Source organism: Polymorphobacter sp. (assembly GCF_048007885.1).
Lineage (GTDB): Bacteria > Pseudomonadota > Alphaproteobacteria > Sphingomonadales > Sphingomonadaceae > Sandarakinorhabdus.
The window spans coordinates 978,160-1,002,670 of sequence record NZ_CP180346.1; the positions used below are offsets into that span (position 1 = coordinate 978,160).

The 24,511-nt window shown below is 66.5% G+C and carries 22 protein-coding genes; 4 read left to right on the forward strand and 18 right to left on the reverse strand.

What is annotated here, in order from left to right; all coding sequences use genetic code 11:
- Window positions 1-7 precede the first annotated feature (7 nt).
- The 3 genes from ACMVO5_RS04610 to ACMVO5_RS04620 are packed head-to-tail and all read left to right on the forward strand — an operon-like array spanning window position 8 to window position 3,269.
- Entirely contained in the window at window positions 8-1,174 is a 1,167-nt protein-coding gene (locus ACMVO5_RS04610) for an isovaleryl-CoA dehydrogenase (RefSeq protein WP_416908898.1), read from the forward strand.
- Complete coding sequence (locus ACMVO5_RS04615; RefSeq protein WP_416908899.1) at window positions 1,174-2,385, forward strand: glutamate carboxypeptidase; 1,212 nt, start codon at window positions 1,174-1,176, stop codon at window positions 2,383-2,385. The genes ACMVO5_RS04610 and ACMVO5_RS04615 overlap by 1 nt, the downstream gene beginning before the upstream one ends.
- Before the next feature lie 2 nt (window positions 2,386-2,387).
- Window positions 2,388-3,269 (forward strand): DMT family transporter, encoded by an 882-nt coding sequence (locus ACMVO5_RS04620; RefSeq protein ID WP_416908901.1) that lies wholly within the window; start codon window positions 2,388-2,390, stop codon window positions 3,267-3,269.
- On the opposite strand, the gene fabZ is transcribed toward ACMVO5_RS04620, so the two are convergent.
- From fabZ to ACMVO5_RS04690, 14 genes are all read right to left on the reverse strand, one after another.
- Window positions 3,238-3,696 carry a 3-hydroxyacyl-ACP dehydratase FabZ gene (fabZ, locus tag ACMVO5_RS04625; protein WP_416908903.1) on the reverse strand — a complete coding sequence of 153 codons (459 nt, stop codon included), beginning with the start codon at window positions 3,694-3,696 and terminating at the stop codon, window positions 3,238-3,240. The two genes, ACMVO5_RS04620 and fabZ, sit on opposite strands and share 32 nt — an antisense overlap.
- Before the next feature lie 14 nt (window positions 3,697-3,710).
- Window positions 3,711-4,292 carry an OmpH family outer membrane protein gene (locus ACMVO5_RS04630; RefSeq protein WP_416908905.1) on the reverse strand — a complete coding sequence of 194 codons (582 nt, stop codon included), beginning with the start codon at window positions 4,290-4,292 and terminating at the stop codon, window positions 3,711-3,713.
- On the reverse strand, window positions 4,292-6,841 hold the full coding sequence (bamA, locus tag ACMVO5_RS04635) for an outer membrane protein assembly factor BamA (RefSeq protein ID WP_416908906.1): 2,550 nt from the start codon (window positions 6,839-6,841) through the stop codon (window positions 4,292-4,294). Before bamA ends, ACMVO5_RS04630 begins: the two co-directional genes overlap by 1 nt.
- A 7-nt stretch (window positions 6,842-6,848) precedes the next feature.
- The gene (rseP, locus tag ACMVO5_RS04640; protein WP_416909296.1) at window positions 6,849-7,982 is read right to left on the reverse strand and encodes an RIP metalloprotease RseP; all 1,134 of its coding nucleotides are present in this window, start codon (window positions 7,980-7,982) and stop codon (window positions 6,849-6,851) included.
- A 5-nt stretch (window positions 7,983-7,987) separates the two neighbouring features.
- Window positions 7,988-9,151: a 1-deoxy-D-xylulose-5-phosphate reductoisomerase gene (locus tag ACMVO5_RS04645; protein ID WP_416908907.1), complete on the reverse strand. Its 1,164-nt coding sequence runs from the start codon at window positions 9,149-9,151 to the stop codon at window positions 7,988-7,990.
- The gene (locus ACMVO5_RS04650; RefSeq protein ID WP_416909297.1) at window positions 9,148-9,903 is read right to left on the reverse strand and encodes a phosphatidate cytidylyltransferase; all 756 of its coding nucleotides are present in this window, start codon (window positions 9,901-9,903) and stop codon (window positions 9,148-9,150) included. The genes ACMVO5_RS04645 and ACMVO5_RS04650 overlap by 4 nt, the downstream gene beginning before the upstream one ends.
- 73 nt (window positions 9,904-9,976) lie before the next feature.
- A complete protein-coding gene (uppS, locus tag ACMVO5_RS04655) occupies window positions 9,977-10,645 on the reverse strand; it encodes a polyprenyl diphosphate synthase (protein ID WP_416909298.1) in 669 nt (222 codons plus the stop codon).
- 86 nt (window positions 10,646-10,731) lie between these two features.
- The gene (gene frr / locus ACMVO5_RS04660) at window positions 10,732-11,301 is read right to left on the reverse strand and encodes a ribosome recycling factor (protein ID WP_416908908.1); all 570 of its coding nucleotides are present in this window, start codon (window positions 11,299-11,301) and stop codon (window positions 10,732-10,734) included.
- Window positions 11,294-11,974, reverse strand: coding sequence for a UMP kinase (gene pyrH / locus ACMVO5_RS04665; protein ID WP_416909299.1), 681 nt, complete (start codon window positions 11,972-11,974; stop codon window positions 11,294-11,296). The genes frr and pyrH overlap by 8 nt, the downstream gene beginning before the upstream one ends.
- Window positions 11,975-12,130: 156 nt before the next feature.
- Window positions 12,131-13,057: a translation elongation factor Ts gene (gene tsf / locus ACMVO5_RS04670; protein ID WP_416908909.1), complete on the reverse strand. Its 927-nt coding sequence runs from the start codon at window positions 13,055-13,057 to the stop codon at window positions 12,131-12,133.
- 103 nt (window positions 13,058-13,160) lie between these two features.
- Window positions 13,161-13,973 carry a 30S ribosomal protein S2 gene (gene rpsB, locus ACMVO5_RS04675; RefSeq protein ID WP_416908910.1) on the reverse strand — a complete coding sequence of 271 codons (813 nt, stop codon included), beginning with the start codon at window positions 13,971-13,973 and terminating at the stop codon, window positions 13,161-13,163.
- 141 nt (window positions 13,974-14,114) lie between these two features.
- Window positions 14,115-14,636 (reverse strand): DUF1993 domain-containing protein, encoded by a 522-nt coding sequence (locus ACMVO5_RS04680; protein WP_416908911.1) that lies wholly within the window; start codon window positions 14,634-14,636, stop codon window positions 14,115-14,117.
- Between the two features lie 20 nt (window positions 14,637-14,656).
- Window positions 14,657-14,980 carry a 2Fe-2S iron-sulfur cluster-binding protein gene (locus ACMVO5_RS04685; RefSeq protein WP_416908912.1) on the reverse strand — a complete coding sequence of 108 codons (324 nt, stop codon included), beginning with the start codon at window positions 14,978-14,980 and terminating at the stop codon, window positions 14,657-14,659.
- A 25-nt stretch (window positions 14,981-15,005) separates the two neighbouring features.
- Window positions 15,006-16,313, reverse strand: coding sequence for a cytochrome P450 (locus ACMVO5_RS04690; RefSeq protein ID WP_416908913.1), 1,308 nt, complete (start codon window positions 16,311-16,313; stop codon window positions 15,006-15,008).
- Window positions 16,314-16,460: 147 nt separating this feature from the next.
- On the opposite strand from ACMVO5_RS04690, the gene ACMVO5_RS04695 reads away from it, so the two are divergent.
- Window positions 16,461-17,393, forward strand: a complete 933-nt coding sequence (locus ACMVO5_RS04695; protein WP_416908915.1) for a glutaminase — start codon at window positions 16,461-16,463, stop codon at window positions 17,391-17,393.
- Here ACMVO5_RS04695 and dnaE read toward each other — a convergent pair.
- From dnaE to proS, 4 genes are all read right to left on the reverse strand, one after another.
- Entirely contained in the window at window positions 17,384-20,908 is a 3,525-nt protein-coding gene (dnaE, locus tag ACMVO5_RS04700) for a DNA polymerase III subunit alpha (protein ID WP_416908916.1), read from the reverse strand. The two genes, ACMVO5_RS04695 and dnaE, sit on opposite strands and share 10 nt — an antisense overlap.
- 66 nt (window positions 20,909-20,974) lie before the next feature.
- On the reverse strand, window positions 20,975-21,655 hold the full coding sequence (locus tag ACMVO5_RS04705) for an ABC transporter ATP-binding protein (RefSeq protein ID WP_416908917.1): 681 nt from the start codon (window positions 21,653-21,655) through the stop codon (window positions 20,975-20,977).
- Window positions 21,648-22,895, reverse strand: a complete 1,248-nt coding sequence (locus ACMVO5_RS04710) for a lipoprotein-releasing ABC transporter permease subunit (protein ID WP_416908918.1) — start codon at window positions 22,893-22,895, stop codon at window positions 21,648-21,650. Before ACMVO5_RS04710 ends, ACMVO5_RS04705 begins: the two co-directional genes overlap by 8 nt.
- 10 nt (window positions 22,896-22,905) lie before the next feature.
- Entirely contained in the window at window positions 22,906-24,222 is a 1,317-nt protein-coding gene (gene proS / locus ACMVO5_RS04715; RefSeq protein ID WP_416908919.1) for a proline--tRNA ligase, read from the reverse strand.
- Window positions 24,223-24,511 lie beyond the last annotated feature (289 nt).

A 24,511-nucleotide genomic window follows, 5' to 3' on the forward strand; every position in this document is an offset into this window, starting at 1 on the left:
GCAAGCGATGAGCTTTTCACCCCTCCGCTTCGCGCACGGCGAGACCATCGACATGCTGCGCGACAGCGTCCGCGCCTTTGCCGCGGCCGAAATCGCACCGCGTGCCGCCGAAATCGACCGCACCAACAGCTTCCCGCGTGATCTCTGGCCCAAGCTCGGTGCGCTCGGCCTGCACGGCATCACCGTGCCAGAAGCCGACGGCGGCGCCGGGCTGGGCTATCTCGCCCATGTCATCGCCATTGAGGAGATCAGCCGCGCCTCCGCCTCGGTCGCGCTGTCCTGGGGGGCGCACTCCAACCTCTGCATCAACCAGATCGCGCGCTGGGGCACGGCTGCACAAAAGGCGCGCTACCTGCCCGGGCTGATCAGCGGCGAGCATGTGGGCAGCCTTGCCATGTCCGAGCCGGGGGCCGGCTCCGACGTCGTCTCCATGCGCCTGCGCGCCGAGCCCCAGGGCAACGACCGCTACCGCCTCAACGGCAACAAATTCTGGATCACCAACGGCCCCCATGCCGATACGCTCGTCGTCTATGGCAAGACCGACCCCGAGGCTGGCCCGCGCGGCATCACCGCCTTCCTCATCGAAAAGGGCATGAAGGGCTTCACCACCGCGCAAAAGCTCGACAAGCTCGGCATGCGCGGCTCCGATACCTGCGAGCTCATCTTCGAGGATTGCGAAGTGCCCGCCGAAAACATCCTCGGCGGCCTCGGCAACGGCGTGAAGGTGCTCATGTCCGGCCTGGACTATGAGCGCATCGTGCTCGCCGGCGGGCCGCTCGGCATCATGGCCGCCTGCCTCGATATCGTGCTGCCCTATGTCCATGACCGGGAGCAGTTCGGCCAGCCCATCGGCACCTTCCAGCTGATGCAGGGCAAGCTCGCCGACATGTATGTCACCCAATCGACCTCGCGCGCCTATACCTATGCCGTGGCCGAAGCCGCCGATCGCGGCGAAACCACCCGCAAGGACGCCGCCGGCTGCATCCTCTACACCGCCGAAAAGGCCACATGGATGGCGCTCGAAGCCATCCAATGCCTCGGCGGCAATGGCTATATCAACGACTATCCCACCGGCCGGCTGCTGCGCGACGCCAAGCTCTATGAAATCGGCGCCGGCACCTCGGAAATCCGCCGCTTCCTCATCGGCCGCGAGCTGTTCGGAGAGACCGTCTGATGCTGCGCGCCGCCCTTCTCGCTGTCAGCCTGCTCGCCGCCCCGCTGGCCGCACAGCCAGCTGATCAGGCGCTGCTCGCCGCCGCCACGGCCGAAGCCCCCGCCGTCACCCGCACGCTCGAAGCGCTGGTCAACATCGAGACCGGCACCGGTGACGCCGACGGGCTGGAGACCATGGCCCGCTATCTCGAAGCTGCGCTGACCCCGCTCGGCGCGAGCTTCGAGCGCGTGTCCCCCACAGCCGGCGTCAAGGGCGACATCCTCATCGCCCGGCTGAAGGGCGAGGGGACGGGCAAGCTGCTGCTGCTCAGCCATATGGACACCGTCTATGGCCGCGGCGCCACCACGGCCGCCCCCTTCCGCCTCGAAGACGGCAAGGCCTATGGCCCTGGCATCGCTGACGACAAGGGCGGCATCGCCGTCATCCTGCACAGCCTCAAGCTGCTGACCCCAAAGGATTATGGCGAGCTCACAGTCGCCTTCAACACCGATGAGGAAACCGGCTCGATCGGCTCGGGCGACATCATCACCACGCTCGCCCGCGGCAAGACCGCCGTCCTCTCCTTCGAGCCGACCGCGCCCGTCGAAACCCTGATCCGCGGCACCTCGGGCACCGCGACGGTCACCCTCAAGATCAAGGGCCGGGCCTCGCACGCCGGCAATGCCCCCGAGCTCGGCGTCAACGCCCTCACCGAAGCCGCCGCCGTCATCGCCCGCACCTCCGACCTTGATGAAGGCCCCGGCAAGCTTCGCTTCAACTGGACCGTGGTTCAGCAGCCTCGCAGCGTCCGCAACATCATCCCCGACGACATCACCCTCGTCGGCGATCTCCGCGTCAGCAGCGAAGCCGAATTCGAGAGCTTCTCGGCAACCCTGAAGGAGCGGCTGGCGAAGACCAGCCTGCCCGGTGCTGCCTATGATCTCTCGCTGCGCCTCAATCGCCCGCCCTTCACCGCCACCCCGGCGAGCGACGCCCTCATCGATCGCGCCGTCGCCATTTATGCCGGCCTTGGCCAGCGCTTTCAGGTCGTGCCGCGCATCGGCGGTGGCACCGATGCCGGCTTTGCCGCGCGTGCCGGTGTTCCGGTCATCGAATCGCTCGGCCTGCCGGGCGCGGGCTATCATGCCTCGGGGGCCGAATATGTGCTGCTCGAGGCCGTGCCGCGCCGTCTCTACCTTGCCGCCGCGCTGATCCGCGATCTCGGCCAATAGACATGTCGCCACGCGCGCTGGCGCTCCTCCAGTGCATCACCGGCATCGGCGCGCTCACCCTGATGGACGCGCTGGTCAAATGGCTCGCCCAGACCATCCCCACCGAGCTCATCACCTTCGGCCGCCACGCTGCCGGCACGGTCATCGCGCTCGCCGTCTGGCAGATGCAGCGCCGCCCGGCCATCAACCGCGCCGCCATGCGCCTGCATTTCGCGCGCGGCGCGCTGATCACCCTGAGCGGCCTCACCTTCTTCTACGCCATCGACAAGCTGCCGCTGGCCGAAGCGCTCACCATTGCCTTTGTCGCGCCGCTGATGATCCCGCCGCTCGCCCGCCTCTTCCTTGGTGAACGGATACGACGAGCCGCGCTCACCGCCTCGCTCATCGGCTTCGCCGGCGTCCTCGTCGCCGTGCAGGGCGCGCCCGATCAGGCCGAGAGCCGCACGCTCGCCATCATCGCCGCCCTGTTCGCCGCCACCACCTATGCCGGCTCGGCCATCGTGCTGCGCGCGCTCGCCGGGCAGGAGCGCGCCACCGCCATCACGCTCCTTGGCAGCGTGGTGCCGCTGCTGCTGCTCAGCCCGGTGCTGCTCTTCCACGGCCCGCCGGGGCCTGTGGGCCTGCTCGGTTTCGTCGGCCTCGGCATCCTCGGCAATATCGGCATGCAGCTTCTGGCCCGCGCCTATGCAGCGCTCGAATCGCAAGTCAGCGCGGTGATGGAATTCACCGCCCTGCCCTGGGCCGCGCTCTTGGGCTTCCTGCTGTTCGGAGACGGCGTTCGCCTTGAAACGCTGGCCGGCGCCGCCATCATTCTTGCTGCCGTGCTCATCGCCTCACGGCCAGAGCCCAGTGTCAGGCCGGCGGATCCGCAATCATCGCCGTGAAGCTGGCCTCCGCAGCAAGCTTGCCCGCCACCATGGCCTTGCCCTCGAACTTGCTCACCCGCCCGCGGTTCTGGGTAAAGCGCACATACAGTTCGAGCAGACACCCCGGCTCCACCGGCGCGCGAAACTTGGCATTTTCGATCGCCATGAAATAGACGAGCTTGCCCTGCCCTTCCGGCCCCAGCGAGTGCATCGCCAAAACGCCCGCCGCCTGCGCCAGCGCCTCCACGATCAGCACGCCCGGCATGATCGGACGGCCGGGAAAATGACCCTGAAAGAATGGCTCGTTGATCGTCACCGCCTTGATGCCGCGCGCCGAAACACCGGCCTCGATGTCCTCCACCCGGTCGACAAGCAGCATCGGATAGCGGTGCGGCAGCGTCGCCATCACCGCCCGCAGGTCAGCGGTCGCCAGGGTGTCGCTCATCAGCGCCCCCGGAATCAGCGGCCCGGCGTTGCCGGCGGCGTGGTCGAGACGCGCGGCAGCGCCCGGTCGAGCCGCGCCATGATGTCGTTGGTCATGTCCAGCGCCGAGGTGCTGTCCAGCGTCGCCCCTTTGGCAATGGCCACGCTCGCCCCACGCTCGCGCATCACCGTGGTGATGATCGGCTGCAGCGCATCATTGATCTGCTTGAGCACAAACTGCCGCGCCGCCTGAAGATCGGACTGGCGCTTTTCCAGCTCCTGCCCTGCCTGCTGCTGGCGCGCCTGAAAGTCTCGCGCCTTGGTTTCCCAGGCGGTCACCGTCGCGGCCGGCGCGCCCTGCGCCGGACGGCTCTGGGCAAGCTGCTGCTGCTCGGCCCCGAGCGAAGACTGAAGCTGGCTGGCGCGCGCGCGCAGGGCATCGTCCTTGCTCTTGAGATCGACCGTGGCCGCCTTGGCCGCAGCTGAATCGCGGTAGATCTTGTCGAGATCGACAACGATCACCACGGCGGCCGGCAAGGTCTGGGAGAATGCCGGGCTGGCAACTGGCGCCAATGTTGCGGCACTGGCGAGTGCCAGTGAAATCAGAATTTTCTTCATCAGAATTGAGTCCCTACGTTAAACTGGAAGACCTGGGTGTCATCCCCAGGCTGCTGGCGCAACACTTGCGCCACATCGAAACGGAACGGCCCGAACGGCGAGTTCCACGAAACCCCGATCCCGACGGACACGCGCGGGGCGGGCGAATTGCCAAGAAACACTTCCTCAAACCCATTGGACGGCCGCGCCGGGTCGAAGGGAAGGCATTCGGGCCGGTTGGTGTTCGGCCCATTGGCGCAGGTCAGGGCAGGATCGTCCACCTGCCAGACAGCACCAACATCCATGAACACCGACGGCCGCAGCCCAAGCTCGGCCCCGCCCGCGCCAAGTGGGATCTCAATCTCGGTCTTGGCATAATAATAGGCCTGACCGCCCAATGCGTCATCAGTCACGAAATTGCGATCGGTGATCGGATTACCATCGCCGTCGAAGGGCCGGCGCAGCACGCGCGGACCGACACCGCGGATCCGGAACCCGCGCATCTGCGGCTCACCGAGGAAGAAGCGGTCAGTCAGCAGCACAGAGGTGCCGCCATAGCCGAAGATATAGCCGCCTTCGCCGTGCAGCTGCAAAATGAAGCCCGAGCCGAACAGCGTACTGTAGCGGTCATAATTGGCACGGGTCCGGAGATATTTCACACCCATCGGCACACCCGCCAGATCCTGGCTGACCGAGAATCGCTGCCCGCCGGTGGGGCGGAAATTATTGTTCAAATTGTTGAAAATCACGCTGTAGCCGATGGTCGAGACCGTCCGCTTGCCAAGCGCCTCGCAAAGAAACCGCCCGGCGAGCAACGGGTCGCAAACGCCGTTGGTGAAGAACAGCTCCTCGTCGAGCGAGATATTCTCGAACGCCAGGCTATAGCGCCCCTGCATCGCCCAGAACTCGGTGATCGGAAAGCCGACGCGAACGGCAAAGCCCGTGGAAGACTGGGTATAGGTCGTGTCGCGCGTGTTGTTGGACGTGAAGCGGAACGAACGAAAATCACGCGTGAACACATCAAAGCCCAGCGCCAGGTTGCGGCCGAACAGATAAGGCTCAGTGAAACCGGCCTCGACCGACCGCGAGAAGTTCGAGATATTGGCCGAAAGCCGAAGCTCCTGCCCGCGGCCCCGGAAGTTGCGCTGCCGCACTGACATCGAAAGAATGAACCGCTCAAGGCTCGAAAACCCCGCCGAGACCTGAAGCTCGCCCGTCGGCCGCTCCTGCACATTGGCTTCGAGGATGATCCGGTCAGGCGCTGACCCCGGCTTCTGCTCGATCTCCAGCTGCTCCTGGAAGAAACCAAGGCTCTTCAGTTGGTTGCTCGAGCGCTTGACCTTGATCGAGTTGAACGCATCGCCCTCGGTCAGGCGAAACTCGCGGCGGATCACCTCATCGACCGTGATCGTGTTGCCATTCACCTGAACCCGCTCGACATAGACGCGCGGCGCCTCGCCAACCAGGAAGGTGACGTTCATCTCCAGCGCGTCCTTGTCGCGCATGAACTGCGGCCGCACATCGGCAAAGGCATAGCCAAGCAGCCCCGCCGACTCGGTCAGCGTCTCGACCGTATTCTCGATCTGCTGGGCATTGTACCAGTCGCCCTTCTCCATCGGCAGCAGCGCCTTGAAATCCTCAGGTTTGATGTCGCGGATTTCGGATTCAAGCTCGACATCGCCAAACTTGTAGCGATCGCCCTCCTCCAGCACATAGGTGACGAGAAAATCCTGATTGTCAGGTGCCAGCTCGGCCACCGAGGAGACGACGCGGAAATCGGCATAACCCTCGGTCAGGTAGAATTGCCGCATCTTCTGCTGGTCATAGGCCAGCCGGTCGGGATCATAGGTGTCATTCGAGCTGAAGAAACGATACCAGCGCGCCTGCTTGGTCGCCATCTCGCCGCGGATCTTGCCATCCTTGAATTTGGTGTTGCCAAGGATGTTGATCTGCCTGACCTTGGATTTCGGCCCCTCGGTCATCTCGAACACGACATCGACGCGGTTCTGCTCAAGCTGGATGATCTTCGGCTCGACGGCGGCTGCAAAGCGGCCCGAGCGACGATACAGCTCCAGAATCCGGCCGACATCGGCCCGCGCCTTGGAGCGGGTGAAGATCTGGCGCGGCGCCATGCGGATTTCTTCGCGGATCTTGTCCTCCTTGACCCGCTTTGCACCCTCGATGACGATCCGGTTGATCACCGGGTTCTCACGCACCTCGACCGTCAGCGCGCCATTCTCGTCGCGGATCGTGGCATCGGCAAACAGGTCGGAGGCATAGAGCGCCTTCAGCGCCTGGTCGGTGCGGTTGCGGTCGTATCGGTCACCCACCGCGAGATCGAGATAGCTGCGCACCGTCTCGGGCTCCAGCCGCTCGGTACCGCGCACGGTGATCGAGCGGACCGTCCCCTCGCCCGCGCCCACCACCTGCACCGTGCCGGCCGCAGGCAGCGGCGGTGGCGGCGGGGCCGGCTGCGGCTGGCGCTGGGCCAGCGCCGGCATGCTCAGCGCCGTCGAGACCAGCAGAACAGCGGCCACGCGGCCAAGGCCGACAAGCGGCGTGCGGCTCATGCGCGGCTCATCCAAGCCACCCGGCCAACTGTTTGAAGACCCCCACCGAAGACAAATCATTCCAGGTCAGCACCACCATCAGCGACATGATCGCCGCAAACCCCGACATGAACGCCCATTGCTGGAATCGCTCTTCCAGCGGGCGACGCCGCACAGCCTCGACCGCGTAAAGGAGAAGATGCCCGCCGTCCAGCGTAGGGATGGGAATGAGGTTGATGAAACCCAGATTGACCGAGAAAAACGCCATGAACGCAATGAACGACGCCGCCCCCATCGAGGCCTGCTGCCCGGTCATCTGCCCCGACCGCACCGGCCCGCCAAGCTCGTCAAGGCTGCGCTCGCCCATCACGATCTGCTTCAAGGTGCGGCCGATGCTCGAAATGATCGTGCCGGTATCTTCCACCCCGTAGCGCAGCGCCGTCAGCGGGCCGACCGTCTCCACCACCTGCGCCCCGCGCGCAATGCCAATGCGCGGATGCCGGATGACGTTGCCGAACCGGTCGCTGGTCTCCACCATCGTCGGCACGACCGTGATGGCCAATCGCTCCTGCCCGCGCAACACATCGAGCCGAACGGGTTTGCCGGTGCCACTCACAACCAGATTGACGATGTCCTCGAACCGGTCGATCTCGCTGCCATCCACCCGCTCGATCCGGTCCCCCTCCCGTAGCCCCGCGCTGGCAGCCGCGCTGTTCTCCAGCACGGCGGCCACCACCGGCGGCGTCGTGGGATGGCCGAGCGTCATGTAGAAACCGGCCAAGATCATCACCGCAAAGGCGAAGTTGATCACTGGCCCGGCCGCAACAATGATCGCCTTCTGCCACAGAGGCTTGAAGGCAAACAGCTGGGCGCGCTCCGCCGGCGGCAGCTTGAGCAGTTCAGGGTCGGTCTGGCTGGCCTCGTTCAGGTCGCCGGTGAACTTCACATAGCCGCCAAGCGGAATGAGGTTGATGCGCCAGCGCACGCCGCGCCGGTCGGTCCAGCCGGCCAGCTCGCGGCCAAAGCCAAAGGCAAAGGCATCGACCTTGGTGTCGAACAGCCGCCCGGCCAGAAAATGCCCGCCCTCATGCACGACCACCAGCACGGCGATCATCAGAATGAAGCTGCCGAGGCTGAACATCAGGCCCGGTTGGGGCAGCATCTCGGTCACCTGGCCCGCTCCTTCACAACTGCTTCCGTCGTCCGCCGCGCCGCGCTGTCCGCAGCCAGCACGGCCTCCAACCCTTCGAGCGGGGCCGAGCCCAGCCGGTCGAGCACGGCAGCGACGATATCCGCGATATCAAGGAAACCAACTTGCCCGGCGATGAACGCCGCCACCGCCACCTCATTGGCCGCATTCAGGATGCACGGCGCCGAGCCGCCCGCCCTCAGCGCCGCCCAGGCCAGCGCAAGGGCGGGAAACCGCTCCAGATCAGGCGCCTCGAAGCTCAGATTGCCAATGGCGGCCAGATCGAGCCGCGCGCACGGCGTCTCCACCCGCTCCGGCCAGGCCAGCGCATAAGCGATGGGAATGCGCATGTCCGGCGTGCCCATCTGCGCCAGCACCGAGCCATCGACATATTCGACCATCGAATGCACCACCGACTGCGGATGCACGATCACATCAAGCCGGTCAGGGCCGACATCGAAAAGCTGCTCGGCCTCGATCAGCTCCAGCCCCTTGTTCATCAGCGTCGCCGAATCGATCGAGATCTTCGCCCCCATCGACCAGACCGGATGGTTGCAGGCATCCTTGACACTCGCCTGCCCCATCGCCGCCCGGTCCCACTGCCGAAACGGCCCGCCGCTGGCGGTCAGCACCACCTTGCGCACCCGCTGGGGCGCCGCATGGTCAAACACTTGGAAGATCGCATTATGCTCGCTGTCGACCGGCAACAGCACCGATCCGCTCGCCCGTGCGGCTGCGCGCACCACCGGCCCGGCACACACCAAAGTCTCCTTGTTGGCAATCGCAAGCCGCGCCCCGCGCGCCACCGCCGCCAGCGTCGGCGCCAGTCCCGCTGCCCCCACAATCGCGGTCAGCACAATCTCGGCCTCACGCGCGCCCGCCTCGCGCACGGCGTCCGCACCCGCCGCCACCTCGGTCCCGGTCCCCGCCAGCGCCGCCTTCAAGGCCCCATAGGCGCGCGCGTCCCCGATCGCTGCATAGCGCGCGCCCGTCGCCCGCGCGGCCGCCGCCAGCCCGTCCACATCGCTGTTCGCGGTCAGCGCTTCCACCCGCCAGCGGCCCGGGTGCCGCGCGATCAGGTCGAGCGTCTGGCTGCCGACCGACCCGGTCGCGCCCAGAATCGTCAGGCTGACACCGCTCATCCGGCCCAGCCCGTCATCCAGAACACCGCGGCCCCAGCCACCGCCACCGGCACCAGCCCGTCCAGCCGGTCCATCACCCCGCCATGGCCAGGCAGGATCGTGCCCGAATCCTTCACCCCCGCACGCCGCTTCAGCCCGCTCTCCAGCAGGTCGCCGAGCACCGACAGCACCGCGAGAGCGCCGCCAAAGCTCGCCATGGTCAGCGTCCAGCGCCCAAAGCCGCTCGGCAGATAGAGGCTGGCCAACACGCCCGCCACCAGCATCGCCGCCACCACACCCCCGACAGCCCCCGCCCAGGTCTTGTTGGGGCTGATCCGCGGCGCCAGCTTGCGCCCGCCAATCGCCCGGCCGGCGAAAAACGCCGCAATGTCCGTCGTCCAGACAATCACAAGCAGCAGCAGCGTCGCCGCCAGCCCCTCGCGCAGGTCCCGCACCCAGAGCAGCGCCACTGCCGGCAGCCCGCAGTAAAGCAGCCCCGCCGCCGTCAGACTGCCCTTGCCCGGCTGCACCCCGCGCGCAAACAGGCCCATCAGCGCCGCCCCGCCCGCCAGCGCCAGCAACACCTCGCTCACGCTGACCACCGCCAGCAGCGCCATCACCCCGGCCAGAAGCACAAGGCCCGCCCGGCGCAGCCCCGGCCCCAGCCCCATCATCGCCGTCCATTCCGCCCACATCAGCAGAGTCGCCAGCGCCACCAGCGCCAGAAAGGCCAGCCCGCCCAGCCAAAGCGCGCCAATCGCCACCACTGCCATTGCCACGCCGGTGATAATGCGCAGCCGCAGGCCGCTTCCGGCTCCAGATGGCGATGTCGGTGGCGACACCGCCTCAGCGCCCGCCAAAACGGCGTTCCCGCGTGGCAAACTCAGCCAGCACGCTCGCCAGCGCGGCTGCGTCGAAATCGGGCCACAGCGTCTCGGTCACCACAAATTCGGCATAGGCCGATTGCCACAGCAGAAAGTTCGACAGCCGCATCTCGCCCGAGGTGCGCAACACCACGTCCGGCGCCGGCCACTCCGCCGTATCGAGCCTGGCCGCCACAGCGCTGGCATCGATCGACGACGCCTCAAGCCTGCCCGCGGCCACATCCGCCGCCAGCGCCCGGGCTGCGCGCGCCAGCTCGTCATGCCCGCCATAGTTGAGCGCCATCACCAGCGTCAGCCGGTCATTGCCCGCCGTCAGCGCCCGGGCATCCTCCAGCAGCGCGACCAGATCAGGCTGCAATGCACGCCAGTTGCCGATAAACTCCAGCCGCACGCCGTTCCGGTGCAGGTCCTTCACCTCCGACCTGACATAATGGCGCAAAAGCCCCATCAGGTCAGACACTTCGTCGGCCGGGCGCTTCCAGTTCTCGCTGGAGAAGGCATAGAGCGTCAACACCTCGATGCCCAATCCCGGGGCCGCCTCGACCACCCGGCGCACCGCCTCGACACCAGCCCGATGCCCGGCAATGCGCGGCAGGCGCCGCTGCTTCGCCCAGCGGCCATTGCCGTCCATGATGATCGCCAGATGCCGAACACCGCCATCGGCCGTGTCGCCATCGGCAGCCGCGCAAGCCGCCGCGCCAAGAAGCGGCTCAACCGTCACTTGCCAAGAATTTCCTTCTCCTTGGCGCTCGCGGCGGCGTCAATGTCGGCCACGGCCTTGTCGGTGATCTTCTGCACCTCGGCCTCATGGCGCTTCTGCTCGTCCTGGCTGATCTGGCCCTTCTTCTCGGCCGCCTTCAGCGCCTCCATGCCGTCGCGGCGCACATTGCGCGCGGCAATCTTGGCCTTTTCGGCATAGCTCGACGCGAGCTTCGCCAGTTCCCGGCGCCGTTCCTCGGTCAGATCGGGAATCGGCAGGCGCAGGGTCTGGCCATCGGAAATCGGGTTGAGCCCCAGCCCGGCAGCGCGAATGGCCTTCTCCACAGGCGTCACATTGCTCTTGTCCCACACCTGCACCGAGAGCATGCGCGGCTCCGGCACGGTCACCGTCGCCACCTGGCTGAGCGGCATCGCCGAACCGTAAACCTCTACCGTCACCGGGTCGAGCAGCGTCGCATTGGCGCGCCCGGTGCGCAGCCCGGCCAGATCGGACTTCAACGCGTCCACCGCGCCCGTCGTGCGCCGCTCCAGATCGGCCTTCCACGGCCCTGCTTCAAACTCAGCCACTGGCTTGCTCCTCATGCGTTACCATTGTCGAAGTTCCCTCCCCCCGCAACACCGCCGCCAGCGTGCCGGCCTCGCGAATGTTGAAGACGATGATCGGGATGCCATTGTCCCGGCACATCGCCACCGCACTGGCATCCATCACCTTCAGATCATCGGCCAGCACCTTGGAATAGCTCAGCCGGTCATAGCGGCGCGCGCCGGCCACCCGCTTCGGGTCGGCATCATAGACCCCGTCCACCGACGTGCCCTTGAGCAGCGCGTCGCAGTTCATCTCGGCCGCCCTGAGCGCTGCCCCGGTGTCGGTGGTGAAGAACGGATTGCCCGTGCCGGCGGCAAAGATCACCACCCGGCCCTTTTCCAGATGCCGCTCGGCGCGGCGGCGAATATAGGGCTCGCACACGCTCGGCATCGGGATCGCCGATTGCACGCGTGTCGAAATGCCGATGTTTTCCAGCGCATTCTGCACCGCCAGCGCGTTCATGACGGTGGCCAGCATCCCCATGTAATCAGCCGAGCCCCGGTCAAACCCACGCGCGGCGGCTGCCAGCCCGCGAAAGATATTGCCCCCGCCAACCACCAGGCAGACCTCATAGCCCGCCGTCACCGCGGTCTTCACCTCGCCCGCAATCCGCGCCGTCTCGGCAGGGTCGATGCCGTAAGGCTCCTGCCCCATCAGCGCTTCGCCAGACAATTTGAGCAGGATGCGCTTGAAACCCTTGATCACTCTGTCCCGCCCTCAAAAACTCCGCGCCAGCCTTAGCCACCGAAGGCCGATAAGAAAAGGGGGCCATGGCAAGCCACGACCCCCTTCTCCGGCAATCCGCTGAAATCAGACGCCGGCCGCAGCCGCAACCTCGGCGGCAAAATCCTTTTCTTCCTTCTCGATGCCTTCGCCCAGCTGCAGCCGGACAAAGCCCTTGATGGCGATCGGTGCGCCGGCCGTCTTGGCCGCCGCCGCCACCACATCGCTCACCTTCGACTTGCCGTCGATCACGAAGATCTGGGTCAGCAGCGCATTCTCCTGCGCAAACTTGCGCACGCCGCCCTCGATCATCTTCTCGACAATCTCGGCCGGCTTGCCGCTGGCCGCTGCCTTCTCGCGCGCAATGGCCCGCTCGCGCTCGACCAGCGCCGGGTCCAGCCCGTCGGCATCGAGGGCCAGCGGGTTGGCCGCCGCAATATGCATGGCGATCTGCTTGCCCAGCGGCTCCAGCACATCGGCCCCAGCCGACGATTCGAGGCCAACCAGCACGCCGATCTTGCCAAGGCCGGGGGCGGCCGCATTGTGCACATAGGCCGTCACCGCACCCTGCGAAACCTCCACAAGCGCCGCCCGGCGCAGCGACTGATGCTCGCCGATGGTCGCGATGTTGCTGGTCAGCTTGTCCTGCACATTGCCGTCGCTGCCCGGATAGCTGGCCGCCAGAAGTGCGACCACATCATCGCCAATCGTCACCGCCATGTCGGTCACAGTCTTGACGAACTCCTGAAACACCTCGTTCTTGGCGACAAAGTCGGTCTCGGAATTGACTTCGACCACAGCGCCGCGCGTGCCCGACACAACGGCGCCGACCAGCCCTTCGGCCGCCGTGCGCCCGGCCTTCTTGGCCGCCGCCGCCAGACCCTTGGTGCGCAGCCAGTCAACGGCGGCTTCCATGTCGCCGCTCGTCTCGGCCAGCGCCTTCTTGCAGTCCATCATGCCAGCGCCGGTGCGCTCGCGCAGATCCTTGACCATCGCTGCTGTAACTTCAGCCATATGCCTGTCCTTTCGCTTGTCCGCGCCCGGTTAGGCGCTCGCCATTTCATTGATATGACAAGCCGGCGCGCGCCTCGCGCGCCGGCTCGCCATGCCGCCGGCCTCAGCCCTGCGGAATCTTTGCCGTCTCAGCCTCGACAACCATCTCTTCGGCCACCGGCGCTTCAGCCAGCGCCGGCTCGGCCACAGGCTCCGCCATGGCGCCAAGATCAACACCGGACTGCGCCATGCGCCCCTGCGACGCCGCAATCACCGCGTCGGCCACGGCATTGACGTAAAGCAGGATCGCCCGGCTCGCATCGTCATTGCCCGGCACCGGAAAGGCGATGCCGCTGGGGTCGGTGTTGGTGTCGAGCACCGCGATCACCGGAATGCCAAGCACATTGGCTTCCTTCACGGCCAGCTCTTCCTTGTTCACATCGATGATGAAGATGACATCGGGCAGGCCGCCCATGTCGCGGATGCCGCCCAGGCTCAGCTCGAACTTGTCGCGCTCGCGGGTCAGCTTCAGCACTTCCTTCTTGGTCAGGCCGGTGGTGTCGCCGGCCAGCTGCTCCTCAAGCTGCTTGAACTTGCGGATCGAGCCCGAAATCGTCTTCCAGTTGGTCAGCATGCCGCCCAGCCAGCGGTGGTTGACGAAATGCTGGCCGCTACGCCGCGCAGCTTCCGCAATCGGCTCCTGCGCCTGACGCTTGGTGCCCACGAACAGCACCTTGCCGCCGGCCTGCACGGTCGCGGTGACAAAGTCGAGCGCGCGCGCAAACAGCGGCACGGTCTGGGACAGGTCGATGATGTGAACGCCGTTGCGATCACCGAAGATGTAGGGCTTCATCTTCGGGTTCCAGCGATGCGTCTGGTGACCAAAATGCGCGCCAGCTTCCAAAAGCTGCGCCATAGAGACGACGGGTGCCGCCATAAATTCTACCTCCGGTTAAGCCGCCGCGGGGAAGTGAACAGGACAATCCTGCCACCGGATATGGCCCCCGCGTGGGGATTTGATGGAAGCGGCGCGTTACGGGATCGACAGTCGGCCGTCAAGCCAAAGCATGGCCGGTCGTCAACTGGCCAGCCGCAGCCGCCCGAGAAAATCGATCTTCCCAAGCCCCACCCCGGCATGCCGCAAAATTCCATAGAGCATCGAGGCATGAAAAAAGAAGTTCGGCTGGCTGAACGACAGCAGAAAATCAGCCGCGACAAACGGCATCTGCCGGTCGCCGATGCTGAAGACCATCGGCTTGTCCGACAGCGCCGCCATCTCGTCCGCCGTCACGGCCGCAAGCACAGCGTCCGCGCCCTGCAACAAGGCCTTCAAGCCCGAAAAATCCAGCCCGGCTTCGGGCCGCGCCGGCTTGAACACCCCGGCCCGCACCCCCGCAATCGCCCCGGCACTATGGTGCGCGACCGAAAACACCTGAAAGGGCAGCGCCGCCATGTCCGGCGCCAGGCGCGTTTCGATCAGCGTTTCCGGCGCCATCCCACGTTCAGCGCAAAAGGCCTCGCCCTTGTCCAGCACGGCCTGGCCAGCCTGCACGATCTGCCTCGCGGTCGGCACAAAGGCCTGAAACAGATCCATGCTCATATCCCCCCTGGTGTGCGCGTTCAGTGCTGGGTCGCCGGCATGTCGACGCGCATCCCGTCAAGCGCCGCCGAGGCCTTGATCTGGCAGGCCAGCCGCGACGCCTCGGGCCGATACTCATCGGCCAGTTCCAGCATCGAGATTTCCATCTCCGACCGCTCACGCGTTTTCGCCAGCCATTCCGGCGACAGGAACACATGGCACGTGGCGCAGGCCGCATTGCCGCCGCAGTCGCCGTCAATGCCCGGCACGCCGTTCGACAGCGCGCCTTCCATCAGCGACACACCGTCCGCCACCTCGACGGCATGTTCCGTGCCGTCATGCTCAACATAGATAATCTTCGTCATCAAACTTCGTCCCGTCCAACCCGACTCAAGCCGGTATCCGCACCATCATCGACTTGTAGCCCTTGACGAAGCCCGACGGCACCCGCTCCGGCTCCTCGACCAGTTCGATCCTGTCAAAGCGCTTCAGAATCTCCTCCCAGAGGATCTTCAGCTGCAATTCCGCCAGCCGGTTGCCCACACAGCGGTGAATGCCAAAACCGAAGGACATGTGCTGGCGCGGCCGGGCGCGGTCGATGATGAACGCATCCGGCTTCTCAAGCGCGCGCTCGTCGCGGTTACCCGAGACATACCACATCACCACCTTGTCACCCTTGTGAATGCGCTTGCCGCCCAGAATCGTGTCTTCGAGCGCGGTGCGCCGCATATGCGCCAGCGGCGTCTGATAGCGGATGATCTCCGAGACCATCGGCTCGACAAGCGCCGGATTGGCGCGCAGCTTGTCATATTCGCCCGGGTTCTTGTTGAGAAAATAGACCCCGCCCGAAATCGAATTGCGCGTCGTGTCATTGCCGCCCACGATCAGCAGCACCAGATTGCCCATGAATTCCATCGGCGGCATGTTCCGCGTCGCCGGGTTGTGCGCCAGCATCGAGACAAGGTCGCCCTTGGGCTCGCTGTTCACCCGCTCGTTCCACAGCGCCATGAATTCCTGCAGCATGCCCATCAAAATGCCCTGCCGCTCTTCCTTGGTCGGGTTGCCCGGCACCTCGGGGTCGGCGGTCGACACATCCGACCAATAGGTCAGCTTGCGGCGATGCTCCTGCGGCCAGTCAAACAGCGTCGCCAGCATCCGGCTGGTCAGCTCGATCGACACCCGGTCCACCCAGTCAAAGGTCTCGCCGCGTGGCAGGCTGTCCAGGACCTCCTGCGTGCGCGTCCGGATCAGCCCTTCGAACGCCGCCAGATTGGGACCAGACACGATCGGATTGACCGCCTTCCTCTGCACATCATGCTTGGGCGGGTCCATGGCGATGAACATCGGCATGATGAAGTCCTGGTCCATGTCGAACAGGGTGATGCCGCCCAGCGTCGCTTCCGAGGAATAAACCTGATGGTTGGTATCGACCGCCATGATGTCGTCCCAGCGCGTCACCGACCAATAGCCGCGATGGCGCTCGGCATTGACCTCGGTGAAATGAACCGGCGCCTCGTCGCGCAACCGCTTGAAATAGACCCAGTGCGCATCCGCCTCCCAATAGATCGGGTCAGCAATGTCCACCTCATCAAGCGGCGCCTTGGCCAGATAAGCCTCCAGCGTCGGCTTGGTGAAATCGGGCAGGTCAGGCCGCACCCGCGGCGGAAACGGAAATACGGCAGTCGGACGCGTCGCCATCAACACTCTCCCCAAAAGCCGGCCATTGATCCGCCAGCCAGTCACTGCGTATATACACTCCACAGAATTAAAGCGCCACTCATATTCCTGCCAGTCTGCCCCCAATCCCCGCTTGCCGCGCGCGCCCTGCCCGCGCAAAGTCCCGCCATGCCCGCCGATCTTGCCGAAACGCTTGCCGCCATCGCCGCCGAAGGCTTGTCTGCGACAGAGCGCGGACAGGTCGCCAGCTATATCCCCGAGCTGGCCAAGGTCAGCCCAGCCCATTTCGGGATCGCCGTCATCACCGCCGATGGCACGGAGCATGTCGCTGGCGATGCCGACCTCCCCTTCTCCATCCAGTCGGTCAGCAAGGTCTTTGCCCTTGTCGAAGCGCTGGACAGTCACGGCGATGCCGTCTGGGCACGCGTCGGCCGTGAACCTTCGGGCTCGGCTTTCAACAGCATCGTCCAGCTCGAAGCCGAAGGCGGTCGCCCGCGCAATCCCTTCATCAATGCCGGCGCCATCGCCGTCACCGATCTCATCGCGGCTGCCCATGAGGACCGCGCCGGCAGCGGCGCCATCCTGCGCCGGGTCCGCGCGCTCGCCGGCGACGACAGCATCAATGTCGACGGCGCCGTTGCCTATTCCGAAGCCGCCACCGGCTTCCGCAACGCTGGCCTTGCCAATTTCATGAAGGGTTTCGGTGTCATCACCGGCCCGGTCGCCAGCACGCTTGATGTCTATTTTCACCAATGCGCCATCGCCATGAGCTGCCGCCAGCTCGCCCGCGCCGGCCGGTTCCTTGCTCACGCCGGCCGCTGCCCAAGCTCCGGCAAGCAGATCGTCTCGCCCGAGCGCGCGCGGCGCATCAATGCGCTGATGCTCACCTGCGGCCATTATGATGCCAGCGGCGAATTCGCCTTTCAGGTCGGCCTGCCCGCCAAGTCAGGCGTCGGTGGCGGCATCCTCGCGGTCGCACCGGGCAAGGCCAGCATCGCCGTCTGGTCCCCCGGCCTCAGCCCCCAGGGCAACAGCCTGCTCGGCACCCGCGCGCTGGAGCAACTCAGCCGCGCTATGGGCTGGAACGTGTTTCAGCCCTGAACCCCGCCTGAAACCACCGACAGCCGCACCGGCGCCTCCAGCCCGCTCGCCTGCAGGCGCATCGCGGCGGCCTGCAATTCATGATCGATCAGAAAGTCCGCCCCCAGCCGCACTCGCGCCAGCCCGGCCGCCGTCGGCACCTCGGCAATCACCACGCCGCGCCCCTGCCCGGCCGCCGGCGCCAGCAGCTCGACCAGCCGCTGGGCGTCATGCCAGTCCCGGATGCGCACCACCAGCTCGCCCGGCGCCCGCCGCGCCAGCTCGGCCAGCGAGGCGGCACCGTGAATCCGCACGCGCGGTGCGTCCTCGCCCTCGCGCCAGGCCAGTTCAGCCTGCAGCAGGACCAGCGGGTCCTCGCGCGCCAGCCGTTCAAGCCGCTCCTGCGTCTCCGGGCTGGAACAGGTGGCGCGAAACTGGCCGCTCCGATCCGACAAGGTCACCGCCAGATACCGGTCAGACACCGCCTTCAGATGCCCCCGCTGCGGCCGGTTGTTGTTCGAGGTCAGCCACTTCACCTCCTTGATCAAGCCGGCCATCGTCACCGCCTGCCGGCCACCAGAAGGCGGCGCCGGCAGCGCCTCGCAGGCCGCCATCGTCATCGCGCCGCGCGCCTCGACAAGCGCCGCCCAGCCGTCGATCGGATGGCCTGAGAAATAAAAGCCGAACGCCTCCTTCTCGGCCGCCAGCCGCTCGGCCAGCGTCCATTCCACATCCGGCAGCGACAGCCCCAGCGCCGGCCCCTCATCAAGGCCAAAGAGCGCCACCTGCGCGCTCTCCCGCTCGGCCGAAAGCCGCTGTGCGGTGCCCAATATCGCCGCCGCCATGGCATGCGCGCCCGCCCGGTTCGGCTCGACCGCGTCAAAAGCGCCGGCACTGATCAGCGCCTCCAGCTGCCGCCGGTTGAGCAGCCCCGGGTCAACCCGCGCGGCAAAATCGGCCAGCGACGCAAAGGGCGCGTCGCCCCGCGCCGCCACCACCGCCTCCATCGCCTTGGCGCCCACGCTCTTCAGCCCCGCCAGCCCATAGCGCACCGCCCCGTCCTCCACCGAAAACCGCGCCTCGGAGGCATTGATGCATGGCGGCAGCACATTGAGCCCGGCGCGGCGCGCATCATCGACAAACACCGCCAGCCGGTCGGTATTGTCGATGTCATAGTCCATCGAGGCGACATAGAATTCCGCCCGGTGGTGCGTCTTCAGCCAGGCCGTCTGATAGCTGACCACGGCATAGGCCGCCGCATGGCTCTTGTTGAAGCCGTAATTGGCAAATTTCAGCACCAGCTCGAAAATCGCCTCGGCGGTCGCCGGCTCGATGCCGTTTGTCGCCGCCCCTTCCGCAAAGCGCGCCTTCTGCGCCACCATCTCGGCATGGATCTTCTTGCCCATGGCGCGCCGCAACAGATCGGCCTCGCCCAGGCTGTAGCCAGCCAGCTCGCGGGCGATCTGCATCACCTGCTCCTGATAGACGATGATGCCGTTGGTCTCGCGCAGGATCGGCTCCATGCGCTCATGCAGCAGCTCCACCTTCTCGCGCCCCGCCTTGCGCAGCGCATAGCTCGGGATATTGTCCATCGGCCCCGGCCGATAAAGCGCGCCCAGCGCCACGATGTCGGCAAAACAGTCGGGCCGGACCTGGCTCAGCGCGCGGCGCATCCCCTCCGATTCAAACTGGAACACGCCCACCGTGTCGCCCTCGGCAATCAGCCGGTACACGTCCGCATCATCCAGCCCGAGCCGCTGCCAGTCCACAACAATGCCGCGCGCCGCCAGCAGCGCCGCCGCCCGCGCCAGCACCGACAGCGTCTTCAGCCCCAGAAAGTCGAACTTGACCAGCCCGGCCTTCTCCACCGCCTTCATCTCGAACTGCGTCACCGGCATGTCCGAGCGCGGATCGCGGTACATCGGCACCAGCTCCGACAGCGGCCGATCGCCAATCACCACACCCGCCGCATGGGTCGAGCTGTGCCGCGGCAACCCCTCCAGCTGCAACGCCACATCGAGCAGCCGCCTGACCTTGGCGTCACGCTCGCGCTCAGCCAGCAGCTCGGGCACCCCCTCATAAGGATTGTCATCCTTGTCCCGCCCCAGCCCCAGCGCGCGGGCCAGCGTCCAGGGGTCGGTCGGATGATTGGGGATCATCTTCGCCAGCCGGTCCATCTGCCCATAGGGCATCTGCAGCACCCGCCCCACGTCCTTCACCACGGCGCGCGCCTTCATCTTCCCGAAGGTGATGATCTGCGCCACCTGTTCCCGGCCATAAAGGCTCTGCACATGGCGGATCACCTCCTCGCGCCGGTCTTCGCAAAAGTCGATGTCAAAGTCCGGCATCGACACCCGGTCCGGATTCAGAAACCGCTCAAAGAGCAGGCCATTGGCGAGCGGGTCAAGATCGGTGATCTTCAGCGCCCAGGCCACCACCGAGCCCGCCCCCGAGCCGCGCCCCGGCCCCACCGGCACGCCTTCGGCCTTGGCCCAGCCAATGAATTCGGCGACGATCAGAAAATAGCCGGCAAAGCCCATCGAGCGGATCACGCCCAGCTCATAGGCCAGCCGCTCGCCGTAGGGCGCCGCCGCCTCGCCCTCGTTCCCCAGCAGCGCCAGCCGCGCCGCCAGCCCGGCCTCCGCCTCGGCCACCAGCCGCGCCTCCTCGGCCTCGGCGCCGCCCTCGAGGTGCGGCAGGATCGGCTTGCGTGCGGGTGCCATCACCGCGCAGCGCTGCGCCACCACCAACGTGTTCTCGATCGCCTCGGGCAGGTCGGCAAACAGCGCCCGCATCGCATCGGCGTCCTTCAGCCAATGCTCGGGGTTGGAGCGCGGCCGGTCCTCGGCATCGACATAGGTCGAGCCGGCGATGCACAAGAGAATGTCATGCGCGCCGTGCCCCTCGGGCTCCAGAAACTTGACCGGGTTGGTCGCCACCAGCGGCCAGCCGCGCGCGCTCGCCAGCGCCAGCAGCCCAGCCTCGGCCCGGCGCTCCACCGGATCGCCCGCGCGGCTGATCTCGACATAAAGCCGGTCGCCAAACAGCGCCGCCAGCGCATCCGCGGCCGGTGCCACCGGCTGGCCTTCGGCGATCAGCCGGGTCAGCCAGCCCTCGGCGCCGCCGGTCAGCGCGATAAGTCCCCCGGTCCGCCCCTCAAGCTGGTCCAGCCGCAGCAGCGGCGCCTCATGACCATCCGCCTCCAGATGCGCCGCACTCACCAGCCGCACCAGATTGTGATAGCCGTCCATGTCCTGCGCCAGGCACGGCAGCCAGTCGATCACCGGCCGCGCCGTCGCCGTGCGCGTGCCCGGCCGCTCGATCGGCAGCAGCGCCCCCATGATCGGCTGCAGCCCGGCGTCCTTGGCCGCCGCTGACCAGTCCATCGCCGCAAACATGTTGCCCCGGTCGCACAGCGCGCCCGCCGGCATCCCGGCTTCCGCACAGGCCTGGGCCAGCGCACCCGGCTGCACCGCGCCCTCGAGCATCGAATAGGCGCTCTGCAAGCGCAGATGGACGAATCCGGCGTGGCCCATCACCAGACTATGGCCCGGCTTGCCCGCCCCCGCCACCACCGGCCCGCAATAACTTGGGGATAAGCCTCAGGCCTGCGCCAGCCGCCCCTCGTGCAAGCGCACCACCCGGTCCATCCGCCCGGCAAGCGCCTCATTGTGCGTCGCCACCAGCGCCGCACTCCCCTGCCCCCGCACCAGCGCCAGAAACTCGGCCAACACTGTCGCCGCCGTCGCCTCATCGAGATTGCCGGTCGGCTCGTCCGCCAATATCAGCATCGGCTTGTTGGCCAGCGCCCGCGCCACCGCCACCCGCTGCTGCTCCCCGCCCGAAAGCTGCGCCGGCCGGTGCCCCAGCCGCGACGACAGCCCGAGCGCTGCCAGCAGTTCATCGGCCCGCGCGCCCGCTTCGGCCTCGCTCCGGCCCGACACCAGCCCGGCCAGCAGCACATTCTCCCGCGCCGAAAAATCGGGCAGCAGATGATGAAACTGATAGACAAAGCCCAGCCGCTCGCGCCGCACCCGGGTGCGGCCTTGGTTGTCGAGCGCCTCGACCCGCTCGCCGCCAATCGAGATCTTGCCCGAAAAACCGCCCTCCAGCAGCCCGACCGCCTGCAACAGCGTCGATTTCCCCGATCCGCTCGGCCCCAGCAGCGCCACGATCTCGCCCGGCGCGATCGACAGATCGACCCCGTTCAGCACATCAATGCGCACCCCGCCCTGCTCGAAGCTGCGCCGCAGCCCCTCCACCACCAGCGCCGGCTCACTCATAGCGCAGCACCTGCACCGGGTCGGTATTGGCCGCCTTCCACGCCGGATAAAGCGTCGCCAGAAAGCTGAGCGCCAGCGCCAGCACGACAATGCCCACCACTTCCAGCGGCTCGGTCCGGCTTGGCAGCTCGGTCAGGTAGCGCACCGAAGGGTCCCAGAGATTGGCCCCGGTCAGCGCGCCCACCCCGGCCACGATCGACTCGCGAAACCGCAAGATCGTCAGCCCCAGCACCAGCCCGGCCCCGGCCCCCAGCCCGCCAATGATCGTCCCCACCGTCATGAACACGCGCATCAGCGCGGCGCGGCCCGCGCCCATCGTCCGCAAAATCGCGATATCGCGCGATTTCGCCCTGACCAGCATGATCAGCGACGACAGGATGTTGAACACCGCCACCAATATGATGATCGACAGCACCCAGAACATCACCGTCCGCTCGACCACCAGCGCCGAAAACAACGCCGCATTGGTCGATTTCCAGTCGGCAATCACCCCGTCGCGCGCCACCACCGGCACCAGCGGCTGCACGATCTGGCCCACCCGGTCCGGGTCGTCGGTCACGATCTCGACCATGCCCACCCGGTCACCCAGCCGCAGCAGCAGCTGCGCATCCTCCACCGGCATCACCACAAAGGCCTTGTCATATTCAAAGATGCCGACCTCAAAGACCGCGCCGATCCGGTAAGCGACGATGCGCGGCACCGTGCCAAAGGGCGTCGCCTCGCCGGCCGGGTTGATCAGCGAAATGTCATCGCCCACCCGCGCGCCCAGATTTTCCGCCAGCCGCGCCCCGATCGCCACCGTGCCCGAGCCCGGCACCAGCGCCTCAAGGCTGCCGGCGCGCACATTGTCGGCCATCACCGGGTTGCCCTTGATGTCGGCCAGCCGCTGACCGCGCACCAACACGCCTTCCACCCGGCCGCGAAAGCTGCCCATCAGCGGCTGCTCAATGAGCGGCGTCGCGCTCACAATCCCCGGCATCGCCGCCGCAGCCTCGGCAATCGCCTGCCAGTTCTCCAGCCGGCCATCATAGCCCTGCACCACGGCATGGCCGTTCAGCCCCAAGATCCGGTCGAACAGCTCGGCGCGAAAGCCGTTCATCACGCTCATCACTGCAATCAGCGCCGCCACGCCCAGCGCCACCGCCACCAGGCTGATCGAGGCCACCAGAAAGATGAAGCCCTCGCCCTTGCCCGGCAGCAGATAGCGCCGCGCAATCATCCGCTCATAGCGCGTGATCATCGCGCGCTGCTCATGGCGTCAGCCGCGCCAGCGCCGTTTCCACCGAAAGCTCCTCACGCGCACCGCCGGCGCGGCGACGCAGCTCGACCACCCCGGCCTTGATGCCCTTCGGTCCCACCACCAGCTGCCACGGCAGGCCGATCAGCTCGGCGGTGGCAAATTTCGCCCCGCCGCGCTCATCCCGGTCGTCATACAGCACCTCGACGCCCATCGCCGTCAGCTCGGCATAAATCCCCTCGCACGCCGCCGCACATTCCGGATCGTCAGCCCGCAAATTGATCAGCCCGACGCTGAACGGCGCCACCGCATCGGGCCAGATGATGCCGCCATTGTCATGGCTGGCCTCGATGATCGCGCCCATCAGCCGCGACACGCCAATCCCGTAGCTGCCCATAAGCGGGTGCACCGGCGTGCCGTCCGCCCCCTGCACGCTCACCCCCATGGCGCGGGTATATTTGTCGCCAAAGAAAAACACCTGACCCACTTCAATGCCCTTGGAGCGCTGCAACCGCGCGCCGCACGCCGCCTCGGCATCAAGATCGCGCTTCTCGTCGGTCGCCGCATAATCCTTGTTCAGCGTCTCGATATAGGCGGCCAGCGCGTCCGCATCGCTGGCATCCACGTCGCTGCTGTCGCGCCGCTCCAGCCAGGCCTCGTCATAAAAGACATCGCTCTCGCCCGTCGGCGCCAGCACGATGAACTCATGGCTGAGGTCGCCGCCAATCGGCCCGGTGTCGGCACGCATCGGAATCGCATCAAGGCCCATGCGCGCAAAGGTGCGCATATAGGCGATGAACATGCGATTATAGCTGTGCTGCGCGCCGGCCATGTCCATGTCAAAGCTGTAGCCGTCCTTCATCAGAAACTCGCGGCCCCGCATCAGCCCGAAGCGCGGCCGGGTTTCATCCCTGAACTTCCACTGGATCTGATAGAGATTGCGCGGCAGGTCGCGGTAGCTCTTGGCGCCGTTCTGGAAAATCACCGTGAACAGCTCCTCGGCGGTCGGCGAAAACAGCATCTCGCGGTCATGCCGGTCCTTCAGCCGCAGCATCTCCGGCCCATAGGCCTCATAGCGGCCCGATTGCCGCCAGAGCTCGGCCGACTGGATGGTCGGCATCAACACCTCAAGCGCCCCGGCCCGGTCCATCTCCTCGCGCACAATCTGCTCGATCTTCGAAAGCACCCGCAGCCCCAGCGGCAGAAAGGCATAGATGCCCGCCGCGGTCTGCCGGATCATGCCGGCGCGCAGCATCAGCTGATGGCTGACGATCTGCGCCTCGCCCGGCGTTTCCTTGAGGACAGGCAGAAAATATCGGGACAGGCGCACAGACAACCTCTTTCAGGCAATTCGCATCGCCCCGCCTCTGGCACGCCCCGCGCCGTCCCGCAACGCCCTCGCGCAGCGCGCGCCACTGTTGCCCATCCGCAACATCCCGGGCCAAGCTTTGCCAATGGGTCGGGGAGCACATGACAAGTTGCCGCAACCAGCCTAGCTTGCACCCGCGAACCAACCAGGGTTCGGGGTCGCTCGGCTGACAAGGTGCAAAAGCGCCAGCAGCCGGCAAAAGCTGGTGCAGCGCCGTGGGGGCATCATGGCGCGACACCGATAAGCCTCC